Origin of the sequence: Undibacterium sp. KW1, assembly GCF_009937955.1 — a bacterium.
Taxonomy (GTDB): Bacteria; Pseudomonadota; Gammaproteobacteria; order Burkholderiales; family Burkholderiaceae_D; genus Undibacterium.
Genome location: NZ_AP018439.1, coordinates 4,017,277 through 4,030,028 on the forward strand (window position 1 = coordinate 4,017,277; position 12,752 = coordinate 4,030,028).

A 12,752-nucleotide genomic window follows, 5' to 3' on the forward strand; every position below is an offset into this window, starting at 1 on the left:
AACGCTTTCCTGTTTCCCTTTCTTGCCTGCTCTACAATATGGCTCAATGTCACCACTACTGTATCTATGCGCTTAGCTCCTGCCTGCCTTTTGTCCGTTTTACCCTTGCTACCTGCTTTTGCTTTCGCACAGGCCGGTTTGCCGACTACTGTCGAAGCCGCATTCAGCAGAACCAATGTGCCGGTCCAGGCATTCAGCGCAATCGTCATGCCTGCCAGTGGAGGCCAGCCAGTCTTGTTGCAGGCCGCAGACCGGCCCATGAACCCGGCATCGGCGATGAAGCTGGTGACAACTATCGTGGCACTCGAAGAACTGGGGCCGACCTTTCGCTGGAAAACGCAGATACTGGCCGACAAGAGCAGCAAGAAAGACATCTACACTGGCAACCTCTACCTGCGTGGTGGTGGTGAGCCCAACCTGACGATAGAAAAACTGGGCAGCATGTTGCGTAGCCTGCGCAACCAGGGCTTGCGACGCCTGCGTGGTGACATCATTCTTGACCGCAGTTATTTCCAGCCTGAGCGGCCAGATATAGGTGCAGCACAATTCGATGAATTCCCTGATGCTTATTACAACGTCATACCTGATGCACTGCTGGTCAACAGCAACCTCAGCAGCATCTCTCTGGAATCAACGACGGACAAGATAGAAGCTCGTCTGAACACGCCGCTGGACAAGGTCAAGATCGTTAATCACCTGCACTTTAATGAGCTGCCCTGCTCTGCCTGGGAGACCGAATGGCAGCCGCCTGTGATAGAGACTGTCAACAACATGGCGGAAGATCCCGAGACAGATAATCCAAACGCGCCAGCCAGTAAAAAACCACTGCGTCAGACCACCAAAGCCGGGCTGGAAATCACGCTCAACGGCGGCTTCCCCAAGCGTTGCAAGATCACGAACAATATCAACATCCTTGACCGCAACCAGTATCTTGCGCACCTGATACGCGCGCTATGGCAAGAGATGGGTGGTACCTGGCAGGGTGAAGTGCGCGATGGCAAGACACCCGCCTCGGCCACGGTATTGGCAGAGCGCCAGTCCGAGCCACTGGCAGACATTCTGCGCATCATCAACAAGCAGTCTGACAATGTCATGGCGCGCATGCTGTACCTGACTCTGGGCGCAGAATCCGCCAACAAGCAGGGCATGACTAACCTGCAGGCAGCGGACGCACGTATCAGGCAATGGTTGTTCAGGCAGGGTATCAACGATGCCGGGCTGGTGCTGGAAAATGGTTCCGGCCTTTCACGAATTGAACGTATCAGCCCACAACAAATGGCGGGTTTATTGCAGGTGGCCGCCCGCAGCAACTGGTATGCAGAATTTGCCAGCAGCCTGCCGGTGGCCTCCATGGATGGCACCATGCGCCGTCGTCTCAAAGGTGGGCCGGCAGAATTACGCGCGCGCATCAAGACCGGCACCTTGAAAGATGTGGTGGCGATTGCCGGTTATGTCAGGGATATCAATGACCAGCAATGGATAGTGGCGGCGATGATCAATCATGATGAAGCTGTCAAGGCAAAAGCTGCTTTGGACGAATTGATTACATGGGTGGCGGCAGGTCGCCCATAAATTTCACTGCGATCCACTGCGCCTATTTGGTTTTGACCGGCTTGTCATTGACCACGACATACTTCTGCGTATCAGCATCAAAAACCAGCTTCTTCTTGCCCTTTTGCGCAGTAATGACAAAGTCATAGCTGTTGGTGCGTTCACCTGCACTGTCGGTCATTCGGCTAACCTGGCGGTAACCGTAAGTTTTACCTGCAAATTCGACGATGAGCGGGCCAGGTGCGGCGATGCCGGGGGCGAGCTCCCATTTGGCCAGGTAGTCATAGCAATGCGGCGGGTCTTGTTCGTTTTCATGCAGGTGCAGGCGTGGATGCTTGCCTTTGCCGGGGCGCATCATGCTTTCACATTCTGGGCCACTCTCTACATGCTTGACCAGATCGACATCCTGGCCTTTGTCAAACAATGGGGTGATCTTGTCTGCTTCTATGCGCAACAAACGCAACCAGACATGGACTTCGTTTTTTTCTACATGGCTATGTTCTATTGCCATGGCAAAGTCACCGGGGAATAATTCCACCATGCTGGTCTTGCTGATGCGACCGTTGGCAGCCAGCCATTCAACCACATCCTGACGATTGGTCAGTGACCAGGCCTCACCACGGCGTTTGAACCAGTACGCGGCAATCAAATTGGGCAAACCCGATGCAAGTGGCTCGCCCTTGACCAGCAGGACAGCCGTGTCTGCATCGAGTTTTTGTACATGCAGGGCATGCATGCGCAATGCCAGTTGGGTTGTCGAGGGAATCGACGCTGGCAACTCTGCCTTTAGTTGCGGTGTCCTGATGATGTCTTTGTCGTCATTGATATCCCAGCCCTTGAACACCAGGCGCATGAGATCGCGCTGCTCCAGCGTTTGCACTGACTCATTGCGGGCGCAGGCCACCAGCATGCACAGGGATAGCATGAGTACTGCGTAAGCAGGGGAGTAAATGAAGCGCCAGGTTAATTGCACAAGGGAAATTCTTCTCGATGAGGCAGTCTGGATTTTAACTGATAGGCAGTGATTGAAGGTTGTTTGATGGACTAAGTATGGTTTTAGCCCGCTCACCCAGGCCAGAAGAACACAAAGCCCCTACTCTCCATTCTTGAACCGCCTCACAGCCTCATCCCGCTTGGCAATGAGCTTGTCCCCCTTGGTCTGCATGCCCAGCGCAAAGTATGACTGTGCCAGGGCTTCGAGAGTGTAGATATCCCATTCATTGCCATTTGCCATGCTCTTTTCCAACAGGGCGATGGCTTGTTTGTGGCTGTTCTTTTTGGCGTACAGCAGGGCCAGTTCATTGACCAGTAACTGATATGGCTGACTGTTGAGGCCGCGCTCAAACCAGGTGCGGGCACCTTCCTGGTCTTCGCGATAAATGGCGATGCCGCGGTAATAGCAAAGACGTGATTTCAAATCATCGACCAGTATTTCATCGCCGGTGGTTTTTCTGATGTTGCCGATGAAGGTCTCCATCTCAGAAAAAGAACCGCCCCACTGCGGCAACAATTTGCTCAGGCAGGCATATACCGGTGAATACAGGGTGGGGTCATTTTGCAGGGCGATTTTTAGCAATACATCATCACCGTCTTTGATACTGAGTGCCCTGTTACTGGTGATTAACTCACCTGCACAGATACTGCATGATTTTATTTTTTCATTGGCTTTCGTCAGATCGACTCTTGCCAGGCTGGATAATTGATGAAACTCAGCAAACTGTTTTTTGCTGGTCTCAGCAGCCAGTTTATCACCGCGCGCATCCCATGCCTGCTGTTGCAAGAACATGCCACGTGCGAGTGAAGCATAGCCATAGGTGCTGGATTTTAGCCAGGTATCAAACTGCTTTTGAAAGTCTTTGTCCAGGCGCGACAAAGTAGCAAAGCGTTTATAAAGGGTATTTGATTTAAGCCTGCCAGCCTTGTTTTGTGCAAAAGCACTATCGAGTGCAATGTCCAGCTTTTTGAATTCGCCGCGCCATAACATGCCCACCAGGATGTTTTGTTCATGTTCTTCATCGGCATAATTGCTGCCCAGTTTTTGCAGTTCAGGATTTTCTGTTGAGCTTTTTAACCATACGACCTGATGTAATTCAGTATTACCGGCATCGCGGAAAGACTGGTGCCATATTTCTTGAAAGCCCTCTTGCGCCATGCTGTTCTTACGGGCGACATACCATACTGTGGTCATGCCCCAGTATGAATAGAATCTCTCCATATCCCTGGGAAAAGGATGGAAGTAGGCTTTATAGCTGAGCAAGTCCTTGTCATTTTTTTGCCCGACGACCTTATAGGGCATGAAGCGGCTTTCCACCATTTTTTGCAGCAGTTGCGTCAGGGCAGAATCAGACAGCCATGCGCTCTCCTTCACTTTTTCGTTCGCCGCAATTGGCGTAGCCGGTTTGGTTTGTGCCTGAACCTGCGTAGCAGCAAAACTCAATACCATGGCGCAGGCAAGGCCAAGTTTGCTCAGGTATGAAACTTCTTTTAGATGGGACTTGCTGGATAAATGATCAGGCATGGATGACAACTCAGATTTTTGTATACCAATCATAGCCCGACAGACCGACAAACGCCAAGCGTGCTTGCGCATGTTGGATACAAATCACAGATTCAATCAAAACAAAAAAATAATCCTATTGACATCAAAAATGATTTGCAAATGGATAATGTGTGCACTATGCTCATTTCTACAACTTGCACAACAGGTTGAGCACAGCACATCAAACAATATCGGGAGAGACTGCCAAATAAAGATTGTGGCAGCGCCGAAGGAGCAACCGCCCCGGAAACTCTCAGGCAAAAGGACCGTTATTGTTTTCAAACTCTGAAGAGCGGCTGGATTGCGTCGCCCAGCACACCGAAGGAGCAAGCATTGCCGCCTTACCCATGGCAGCAGGCGAAATCTCTCAGGTCCAGGACAGAGGGGGTATCCGTTGCGTAACTGCGCACGGACATCCCTTTGACGTCTGGAGTCTGCTTACCATGAAATTCATCCATTTGAACGGTGACACTGTCACCGCGATGGCGGCCGCCTGCGCGCTGTCCATCTATAAAACCGGGTTTTACACTGATTGCAAAACCGAGTTCAAAAACATGAACGACGCTCAACAAACAGCCAGCCTTGATGGTCCTTGCTACAAAGATGATCTCAGTATCACTTTAATCACTACAATCACCACAGGCCTTTTGCACTCTCACGATATGCGACCGCAGTGTAGTCACATTCATTGTTGACGCTGACCAGCGCAATTTCTTTTTCATAAAAATTCTGATTATAGAGTTCTGAACCGCTCTATAAGCGGATCCCCTATTCCCGTTTGCGCGGGAATGTTGTCCGGCATGCTCAGCCATGCCATGTTTCAAGCCGCCCAATCCGCTTGAATGGGCGAGCTATTGTCTCAAGCAAGTCACAAACCAACCAAGGAGTAAATCATCATGCATTTTCACCCTGTTTCAAGATTCAAAAAATCCACCCTGGCTGCTTTGATTGTCAGCATCAGTTGCGCTGTAGCCAGCCCTGCATTATTGGCACAAAATCTGGCTAGCGATATTGGTGGAACAAGCGATCAGGCCCGCCTGGTCAGCGCTGCTGCACAACGCGATTTTGCTGAATTTGTACAGTTCAATGTACAGCGACGTGGCGGCACTTTGCCGTCTGAATTCCCGCTCGAAGTCAATGATGTGCAAGACCTCAAGGACGCGAAGATAGGCTATGGGTTTCCAGTTTATAGCCTGCCGCCGCAAGATGTCATGACAGGTCGCGGTGATTTACGCAGCATGGCAAAAGCGACCGGTGAATGGCGCTTTGTCATCACCCTCAACGACACACCGATAGGACTGGCAACCCTGCGGCAAAACAACGGGCGCTGGGGTGTAATTTCGTATGGCGGCGCAGTGCTGGCCAAGGATGTCGATGCAGCGATTGCAGTGCATGGCAACAGCACACGCTCCAACCTGCGCTTCATTCGCGTGTATCAGGCCATGTCGGATTTTCTGGAAGTAGTCTCGCCTACCGATGCTCGTGCCCGCTTTGCGCCCTTGCAAGCCGCCCGCCAGAATTTGCTGCTGCAACAGCGCAGTGAAAGACTCGGCACTCAATCTGCCAACAACGGTTTGCTCGAGCAAAGCGACATCCTTGAACCTTTGCGCATCAGCGTCAAGCGCAATATCGACAGCTTTCGCTAAGCCAAAATCCAGTTGAATATACCTACAATAAATACGGTGATATCATGAAAAAAAATCTGTTAAAGCTCATACTCGTCTTGGGAGCAATGCTGGGCATACCCAGCGCTTACGCGCAATACCGCGCATTGAATGTACCGCTGGTCACGCAAGAACACAGCCAGTGGTGCTGGGCAGGCAGCAGCAAGGCCTTGCTGAGTTTTTATAATCAAAATCCCAGCCAGTGCCAGATAGTGAACTGGGCTTATGGTCTGAACTATGCTTGCGGCAATACCAACTTTAACTGGAACAGCAACGCCAACCAGCCCAACTCCATGTACGGTAGCGGCGGCAGCGTACAAAACATCCTGGCACATTGGGGCGTGCCAAATACTGCCTATAACTATGCATCATCATGGAACACGGTGGTCAACGACATCAATGCCAACCGCCCTTTCGTCATCCGCTATGGCTGGACCAATGGCGGCGGCCATATCATGGTCGGTACTGGCTATGAGGTGTATAACGGCACCAACTATATCTACATCATGAACCCATGGCCAGGCGAAGGCAAAACCTACCGGACTTATGGCTCTGCCGTGTCCGACTATGATCATCAGTGGACGCATACGCAGCGCATGAATATCAGTGGTTGATGTTTAAAATACTGATGCAGTAAATTGACTGGGGGTGCAGGGAACGCCACCTCCAGTCCATAACTCAACACTGTTCAAGACAAACCACAGGAACATATTTTGACTGTGATTCAGATAACAACATATACTGGAACATAATCAGCGCCTCAATTTCCGACCATTGGCATCACCTGTCAATTCCAAATCAGGCAATTTTTCAACACCAAGTCGATATGAGTATCAAAGCTTTGGTCGAATCTTCGACCACACAAGAAGATAAGCCAACAGCGGACGAAATCCTTTTGTATTGCGGTACAACTCAAATTAGCCATGAATTCTTTTTCAATCAGTTTTCCCTTGAGGTAGCCCGGGGCTTTCATGAGCAGCGCTATACTTATGAAGACTGTGATGCCGTGATGAATCACCTGTTCAATATCATGACAACTGCGCCTTTTTTCGATACTGAAATCAATATTCCAGAGCCTGCGTTTTCTATTTTTCTTACTTTCGATTCAGGTGAATACCATCATCCGCATGACCTTCCGCATGAAAATCCAATAGAAAAACACACCAGACCAGGTGTGTCAGAAATACTGAAATTACATACTTATCGCGAGTAACTGCCCGCATACTTTACAATGCGCGCATGAGTACTACTTTTTCCTGCCGCCCCCATTGCGCCGCCTGCTGCATCGCGCCATCCATCAGCAGCCCCATACCTGGCATGCCGGATGGCAAACCCGCGGGCGTGCCCTGCATACAACTGGATGAAAATCTGGCCTGCAAGATTTTTGGCCTGGCCAGTCGCCCTGCAGTTTGCTCAGGCTTGCGTGCTTCGGTGGAAATGTGTGGGGACAGACGTGAACAAGCCATGTTTTTTCTGACACAGCTTGAACTTGCAACTGCTCCTGCCATTTCATAAAACAAAGAAGTATGAGCCTCATTCACATATCTGACTTAACTGCGAATGATATTGCCAGCATCTGGGAACTGGCAGAACGTCAGGACATGCGTATCGAGGGGCGTGTCGCCTGGTCGTTTGAGGGCAATGGCATACGCACGCGTACCAGCTTCATACAGGCTTTCCAGGAACTGGGCCTGCGTTTTGTTGAATTGCCCAATTTGCTGAAGACAGCGGAGAGAACGACAGACCTGGCCGCCTATCTTGATGACTTTTACGACATCTATGTCATACGCGAACGCAACCATGAGCGCCTGGCGGAATTTGCCGGTAATAGCTGCCGCGCTGTTGTCAATGCACTGTCGAGCCAGGGTCACCCTTGCGAGGTATTGACGGATGCGTATTATGTGAATCAGGCAATCGCGCCGATACAGCAGGCGAGAATATGCCTTTGGGGCCCGCCCACCAATGTTATGCGGTCCTGGCATGAATTGGCGGTGGTCATGGGCTTTCAGGTCACGCAGCTATGTGAGGCTGCCTTTCATGAAGCAAAACCGAACGTCCGCTATGCCTCATCGATTGAATCCAGCTTTGATATCGTCATCACCGATGGCTGGCCCGAGAGCTATGCAAATGCAGACTGGTCATTGACTACCGGACATCTTGAACAAATGGGAATGCCGCATTTGTTGCCAACACCACCATTTACCATAGGCAGGGAAATTGCCTTTGACCCGGTCAGCTACGCTGGCTTTACTGGCTACCGGCAAAAGAACCTGCTCCTGCCAGTACAAAAAGCCATGCTGTTCTATTTACTAAATCATAAAAAGTTATGATCCAGACTATCTTGACATCACTTTTAGATATTTCTCAACTGATGTGGCAAAACCCTCATATCAATATGGATTTTTGTAAATTTTCACCTAAAATATATGTTACAAATCTTGGTGATACGATGGATTAGCATGTCATCAGGCTTGTAAGCGTATAAGATTTGGCTATAGCATAAGCAACAATTTTTATAGGAATTTGCATTAAAGTCATACAAACTTCATACAATCAGCTTATTACTTCAAAGTATAATTGCTATATGGAAATTATATTTCCAATCTTCATGATGCAGGCCATTAAGCAAACTGTACCTCAGTGCACAGGTCTGCATTTTCAATTTGTCTTACGACAACAAATAGAAAATCTATGACCTCTCTGTTCAAACACCTCTCGGTGGGTAAGCGCTTAGGCTTTGGCTTTGTCCTTATCCTCTCCCTGTTCTTCGTGACTACGCTGGTTGCCATCATCAAACTCAATACCGTTGCGGCGGCGGCAGACGATTTATTGAAAGACCCGCTGGCAACTGAGCGCATGATCAGTGACTGGTACCGCAATATTCACACAGGCGTTCGCCGCACCACAGCGATTGCGAAGAGCACCGATCCCTCACTGGCGACCTTCTTTGCAGCAGAACAGGAAGAATCCACCCGTGTCTCTGGCCTGCTGCAAAAAGGTATTGCCGAGCATATGAAAAGCGCTGACGAAGTGGCCCTCTTCAAAGAAATCGGCGAACAACGCCAGACTTACCTGAGTACCCGCAATACCGTGGTTGCCCTCAAAAAAGATGGCAAGGTCGATGAAGCCAATGAGGCGCTGGAAAAAGGCTTTATTCCTGCGGCGGCACTGTATGTCAAAAAAATAGAAGAAATGCTGAGCCTGCAACGCAAACAGATAGACGAAATGTCGGCTGAAATCCAGCAGACGTATCAAACCAGCCGCATTCTCTTGATTGTACTGTCGGTGATTGCCGCAGCGTTGTCAGTGCTGTGCGCCTGGCTGATGACAATCTCGATTACCCGCCCTCTGGCCAGAGCCACGGCAGTTGCCGAGAAAATGGCCCAGGGAGATCTGAGTGAGACCATAGAGATCAAGCTGAATGACGAAATCGGCAAGATGATGCATGCCATCAATGGCATCAACACTGGCCTCAGCAGTGTTATTGGTAATGTGCGCCATGGCACCGAGACCATCAATGTGGCAGCGGCAGAAATTGCCTCTGGCAATGCTGACCTGTCATCCCGCACGGAATCACAAGCCAGCTCACTGGAAGAAACCGCCTCATCCATGGAAGAGCTGACCTCTACCGTCAGGCAAAATGCGGACAATGCGCGCCAGGCCAATCAACTGGTGATCTCGGCATCCGGCGTGGCCGTCAAGGGTGGCGAAGTGGTTGGACAAGTGGTGGAGACCATGGGCTCAATCAAGGAGAGCTCGCGCAAGATTGTCGATATTATTTCTGTCATTGACGGCATCGCCTTCCAGACAAATATCCTGGCCTTGAACGCTGCAGTTGAAGCAGCCCGCGCTGGTGAACAAGGCCGTGGTTTTGCAGTGGTAGCGACCGAAGTGCGTAACCTGGCGCAACGCAGCGCATCTGCTGCCAAAGAAATCAAACACCTCATTGATGACTCGGTGGGCAAGGTCGAGCATGGCAGCAAGCTGGTTGATACTGCTGGCCAGACCATGACAGACATCGTCTCCAGCGTCCAGCATGTGGCCGACATCATGAGTGAAATCACCGCAGCCAGCCAGGAACAAAGTGCCGGTATCGAACAAGTGAACCTGGCCGTTACCCAAATGGATGAAATGACCCAGCAAAATGCTGCCCTGGTAGAAGAAGCAGCCGCAGCAGCGGAGAGCATGCGCGAACAATCAAGCAAGTTGTCCGAACTGGTATCCCAGTTCCAGATCATGGCGCAGGCACAAAAACCCGCAGTACAAACTGGCCGCCCTGTGGCGTCCCCACGCCCGCCAGTGATTGCCAGGGCCGCTGACAAGTCAGGTAACGCGGCAAATGCCGCCAGAGCACAAATCCGCCAGATACCGCAAAGAAAAGCAAAGGCAGTTGAACAGGATTGGGAAGAGTTTTAATTACAGAATATCCAGACCAGCAAATTAGCTGGTCTGGACTGGAAAATTGAATTTCCTGCTACCCGTTTTTTGTAAATCCCTCAATCCTGAGATCAAATCTTGATGCGCATGGAATCACCACTCAAAAAGAACAACGAGATGCCGTCATCATTTTGAATGACGCGCACGACTGACTGTTCCAGGCTGGCGGCATACAGCTTGCTGCCATCCGGGCGGAAGATACCAAACCACATGCGCTGGGTGCTGGTGCGGGAATTAGCCGCCAGCAAAAGGTAGTCGCGCCCGCCTATCTGTACTTCGCTGGCTTGCAGCTCGCCCATGTAAAAAGCAGAGGGTATGCGTTCCAGCATGATGCGCAGGCCATCATGATAGACCTGGATCAGTACGCCATTGTCGGTGCCAGAGCGCACAAAATTGAATTCAAACGACCCCATCCTGGTAGGCGTATTGCGGCGTACGTGCACATGGTCGGCAAAGTCGGCAAAATAATTGTTGCGGTCAGTGCGCATCTTGTTGCTTACTCGCTGGGTAGTTTCGGTTTGCACATCTTTCTCCTTAAATTCAGGGTAATTCCAGGCTTCTGCCCTGACTGCATCGCTGTCGCGCCCGGCACCGGCAATTCCGCCGCCAATGACAGGCAATGCGATGAAACAGCCACTCAAATTCATACAACTCATACTTAAGCAAGCAAACAGGACAAAGCGCATGCGCTTTGTTAGCAGGCCTGCACCTGGCCTGCTCTTCATTAGTGCTCAGGCCTGATCAGCAAACGCCTGCCAGAACCCGAGGTATCGACGATGGAAATACCGTCAGCATGCTCCGTTAATTGCCAGTGCCCGTGAGGCAGACCTATGCGATAGACGGGGTTGCCATCTGCCGCAAATATCGCCAGCCACATGGGCCTGTGTAAAAAGCCGTTGGCCACGGTCAGCACATAGGTGTCATTGCCGACCTTGAGACTGGCCGCTTCCAGGCGGCGGTAACTTTGCTTGCCGGTAAACACCGGCGATATGCTTTCACTCACCATGAACCTGCCATTCCTGCTGATCTGTACCTGGTCAAGCAGGCTCGCGCTCATCGAGGCGCTGTCTGCAGGCGTATTGCGCGGCAGGTGCTGCGCTTTGCTATAGGTGACTACAAATTCCTGCAAACGGGCGGGCACAGTGCCATCGACCTGGATGTGGTGAGCAAATTGCGCCAGATGCTGGTTGGCGTCTGGCAAACGCCAGACATACTGTTGCCGCACTAGCGTGACCTCAACCTGGTTACTGCGGTATTCCGTCAGAACGGTATCCACGCCGCCTTCCATACTTGCTCCAGCCTGAGCGGGCGGTGCTGGCATGGTGGTCGTGCTGCAGGCACTCAGTCCAAGAATCAAACTCAACGCCACAAGCGCGTGCAGGCTGGCGGCGCGGCCATGCTGGCAAAATGCGGTATATCGTTTGGGTTGCAGGGACATGCGAAATCAAGCCATCATCATTAAACATGCTGAAGTATCGCGATGCTTCATTTTAGTGACAATGAAATTAGATAAAGTACTAAAATACGGCACTTATGGTGCAGGCTGCTGCCATCTGGCAAATGTTCAAATATGGCTATCCTGCAAATAAATACAATTGAACACTGGCTGTCGCCAGCAAATTTCCAAGCAGGTGTGGCGGGCGACATGCTAAGCTTCGTCCCGACTAAAACTTCCTTATTTTTGTGTTTTTATGGATCTACTACTCGCCGTCAAAGTCATCATTATGGGTATCGTCGAAGGCTTGACGGAATTTTTGCCCATCTCCTCTACCGGCCACCTGATACTGACAGGCAGTTTGCTGAATTTCACCGGCGAGAAGCAAAAAGTATTTGAGATCGTCATACAGGCAGGAGCAATTTTTGCGGTGTGCTGGGAGTACCGTGCCAAGATCGCCAGTGTCGTAGGCGGCCTGGGCAACGATCCCAAAGCCCGCAAGTTTGCGCTTAACCTCATCGTCGCCTTCTTGCCGGCAGCAGTACTGGGTTTGCTGTTTTCCAAAAAAATCAAGGCTGTCCTGTTTGCACCGGTACCGGTTGCCCTGGCCTTCATCATAGGCGGCATCATCATTCTGTTTGTTGAACGCAAGCATGCGGGAGCGGACACTCACGACAGCAGCCATGCGCGCATACAGACTGTCGATGACATGAGTCTGCTCGATGCCCTCAAAATAGGCCTGGCGCAATCGCTGGCCCTGATCCCCGGTACCAGCCGTTCTGGTGCGACCATCATAGGCGGCATGCTGTTTGGCCTGTCGCGCAAGGCAGCCACTGAATTCTCATTCTTCCTGGCGATACCGACACTGCTGGGTGCCACCGTGTATTCGCTGTACAAGGCGCGTGAAGATTTGTCGATGGCAGATTTGCCCATGTTCAGCCTGGGTACGGTTGCCGCCTTTATCTCGGCATTCTTTTGCGTGCGCTGGTTGCTGCGTTATATCAGCTCGCATAATTTCAATGTGTTTGCCTGGTACCGTATCGCCTTTGGTATCATGATCCTGATTACCGCCTACACTGGCGCGATTACCTGGGCAGACTGATAGGTGATAACTGAAGTGACAACA

General features: G+C 51.0%; 12 protein-coding genes and 1 riboswitch. Of the genes, 8 read left to right on the plus strand and 4 right to left on the minus strand.

Annotated features, from left to right (window positions below; translation table 11 throughout):
- Window positions 1-66: 66 nt before the first annotated feature.
- Window positions 67-1,572, plus strand: a complete 1,506-nt coding sequence (dacB, locus tag UNDKW_RS17900) for a D-alanyl-D-alanine carboxypeptidase/D-alanyl-D-alanine-endopeptidase (protein ID WP_162059790.1) — start codon at window positions 67-69, stop codon at window positions 1,570-1,572.
- A 22-nt stretch (window positions 1,573-1,594) separates the two neighbouring features.
- Here the strand turns inward: dacB and UNDKW_RS17905 are convergent, their stop codons facing one another.
- Both UNDKW_RS17905 and UNDKW_RS17910 read right to left on the minus strand, forming a co-directional pair.
- A complete protein-coding gene (locus UNDKW_RS17905) occupies window positions 1,595-2,476 on the minus strand; it encodes a hypothetical protein (protein WP_162059791.1) in 882 nt (293 codons plus the stop codon).
- A gap of 168 nt (window positions 2,477-2,644) precedes the next feature.
- Complete coding sequence (locus UNDKW_RS17910) at window positions 2,645-4,069, minus strand: M48 family metallopeptidase (RefSeq protein ID WP_162059792.1); 1,425 nt, start codon at window positions 4,067-4,069, stop codon at window positions 2,645-2,647.
- 203 nt (window positions 4,070-4,272) lie between these two features.
- Window positions 4,273-4,369: riboswitch (glycine riboswitch) on the plus strand.
- 617 nt (window positions 4,370-4,986) lie between these two features.
- Between UNDKW_RS17910 and UNDKW_RS17915 the strand changes: the two genes are divergently transcribed.
- The 6 genes from UNDKW_RS17915 (at window position 4,987) to UNDKW_RS17940 (ending at window position 10,170) form a co-directional block, all read left to right on the plus strand.
- The gene (locus UNDKW_RS17915) at window positions 4,987-5,736 is read left to right on the plus strand and encodes a hypothetical protein (RefSeq protein WP_174247604.1); all 750 of its coding nucleotides are present in this window, start codon (window positions 4,987-4,989) and stop codon (window positions 5,734-5,736) included.
- Window positions 5,737-5,780: 44 nt separating this feature from the next.
- Window positions 5,781-6,368: a C39 family peptidase gene (locus UNDKW_RS17920; protein WP_162059793.1), complete on the plus strand. Its 588-nt coding sequence runs from the start codon at window positions 5,781-5,783 to the stop codon at window positions 6,366-6,368.
- A gap of 212 nt (window positions 6,369-6,580) precedes the next feature.
- Window positions 6,581-6,967, plus strand: coding sequence for a hypothetical protein (locus UNDKW_RS17925; RefSeq protein ID WP_162059794.1), 387 nt, complete (start codon window positions 6,581-6,583; stop codon window positions 6,965-6,967).
- A gap of 26 nt (window positions 6,968-6,993) precedes the next feature.
- On the plus strand, window positions 6,994-7,269 hold the full coding sequence (locus tag UNDKW_RS17930; RefSeq protein WP_162059795.1) for a YkgJ family cysteine cluster protein: 276 nt from the start codon (window positions 6,994-6,996) through the stop codon (window positions 7,267-7,269).
- Window positions 7,270-7,280: 11 nt separating this feature from the next.
- Entirely contained in the window at window positions 7,281-8,084 is an 804-nt protein-coding gene (locus UNDKW_RS17935; RefSeq protein ID WP_162059796.1) for an ornithine carbamoyltransferase, read from the plus strand.
- A gap of 361 nt (window positions 8,085-8,445) precedes the next feature.
- The gene (locus UNDKW_RS17940; protein ID WP_162059797.1) at window positions 8,446-10,170 is read left to right on the plus strand and encodes a methyl-accepting chemotaxis protein; all 1,725 of its coding nucleotides are present in this window, start codon (window positions 8,446-8,448) and stop codon (window positions 10,168-10,170) included.
- A 92-nt stretch (window positions 10,171-10,262) separates the two neighbouring features.
- Here the strand turns inward: UNDKW_RS17940 and UNDKW_RS17945 are convergent, their stop codons facing one another.
- Both UNDKW_RS17945 and UNDKW_RS17950 read right to left on the minus strand, forming a co-directional pair.
- Window positions 10,263-10,838 (minus strand): hypothetical protein, encoded by a 576-nt coding sequence (locus UNDKW_RS17945; RefSeq protein WP_162059798.1) that lies wholly within the window; start codon window positions 10,836-10,838, stop codon window positions 10,263-10,265.
- A 77-nt stretch (window positions 10,839-10,915) separates the two neighbouring features.
- Window positions 10,916-11,629, minus strand: a complete 714-nt coding sequence (locus UNDKW_RS17950; protein ID WP_162059799.1) for a hypothetical protein — start codon at window positions 11,627-11,629, stop codon at window positions 10,916-10,918.
- A 253-nt stretch (window positions 11,630-11,882) separates the two neighbouring features.
- Here UNDKW_RS17950 and UNDKW_RS17955 point away from each other — a divergent pair, with 253 nt between their 5' ends.
- Window positions 11,883-12,728 (plus strand): undecaprenyl-diphosphate phosphatase, encoded by an 846-nt coding sequence (locus tag UNDKW_RS17955; protein WP_162059800.1) that lies wholly within the window; start codon window positions 11,883-11,885, stop codon window positions 12,726-12,728.
- The last annotated feature ends 24 nt before the right edge of the window (window positions 12,729-12,752 follow it).

Coding starts and splice junctions, on each gene's coding strand:
- dacB (WP_162059790.1), top strand. CDS start 67: ATGCGCTTAGCTCCTGCCTGCCTTTTGTCCGTTTTACCCTTGCTACCT.
- UNDKW_RS17905 (WP_162059791.1), bottom strand. CDS start 2,476: ATGCTATCCCTGTGCATGCTGGTGGCCTGCGCCCGCAATGAGTCAGTG.
- UNDKW_RS17910 (WP_162059792.1), bottom strand. CDS start 4,069: ATGCCTGATCATTTATCCAGCAAGTCCCATCTAAAAGAAGTTTCATAC.
- UNDKW_RS17915 (WP_174247604.1), top strand. CDS start 4,987: ATGCATTTTCACCCTGTTTCAAGATTCAAAAAATCCACCCTGGCTGCT.
- UNDKW_RS17920 (WP_162059793.1), top strand. CDS start 5,781: ATGAAAAAAAATCTGTTAAAGCTCATACTCGTCTTGGGAGCAATGCTG.
- UNDKW_RS17925 (WP_162059794.1), top strand. CDS start 6,581: ATGAGTATCAAAGCTTTGGTCGAATCTTCGACCACACAAGAAGATAAG.
- UNDKW_RS17930 (WP_162059795.1), top strand. CDS start 6,994: ATGAGTACTACTTTTTCCTGCCGCCCCCATTGCGCCGCCTGCTGCATC.
- UNDKW_RS17935 (WP_162059796.1), top strand. CDS start 7,281: ATGAGCCTCATTCACATATCTGACTTAACTGCGAATGATATTGCCAGC.
- UNDKW_RS17940 (WP_162059797.1), top strand. CDS start 8,446: ATGACCTCTCTGTTCAAACACCTCTCGGTGGGTAAGCGCTTAGGCTTT.
- UNDKW_RS17945 (WP_162059798.1), bottom strand. CDS start 10,838: ATGAATTTGAGTGGCTGTTTCATCGCATTGCCTGTCATTGGCGGCGGA.
- UNDKW_RS17950 (WP_162059799.1), bottom strand. CDS start 11,629: ATGTCCCTGCAACCCAAACGATATACCGCATTTTGCCAGCATGGCCGC.
- UNDKW_RS17955 (WP_162059800.1), top strand. CDS start 11,883: ATGGATCTACTACTCGCCGTCAAAGTCATCATTATGGGTATCGTCGAA.